Raw genomic sequence first — 271 nt, 5'->3', positions numbered from 1 at the left:
CTTTCCAACCTCAACATCCTCAACCGCAACACGCACGCCGGCAGTGGCATCGGGGCAGAGACTTAATCTTGCTTTCTCTCTAGACAGCGAAAATGAAAGAGTGTCGCGGACAATTGTAATGGCAGCGCGTCGATATCGTTCCGAGAGGTCCTGATCTCCCATTCCTGCAAGAGCCTGCGAAAGCTCAAGCATTCCATTGGCGGCAATTATACCTGCCGATGAATCTCGCAGCGGGTTTTGCTCATCCTCGATTGGTATGTCAAAATCCCAC

1 pseudogene is annotated in these 271 nt (G+C 51.7%); it reads right to left on the bottom strand.

What is annotated here, in order from left to right:
• Positions 1–271, bottom strand: a pseudogene (locus tag L9G74_RS20665) (hypothetical protein); the annotation flags it as partial.

The organism is Shewanella electrica, from assembly GCF_022321485.1.
In the GTDB taxonomy this organism is placed as follows: domain Bacteria; phylum Pseudomonadota; class Gammaproteobacteria; order Enterobacterales; family Shewanellaceae; genus Shewanella; species Shewanella electrica.
Note: the sequence above shows the minus strand (reverse complement) of the source record. Positions and strands in the feature narration are given on the sequence as shown.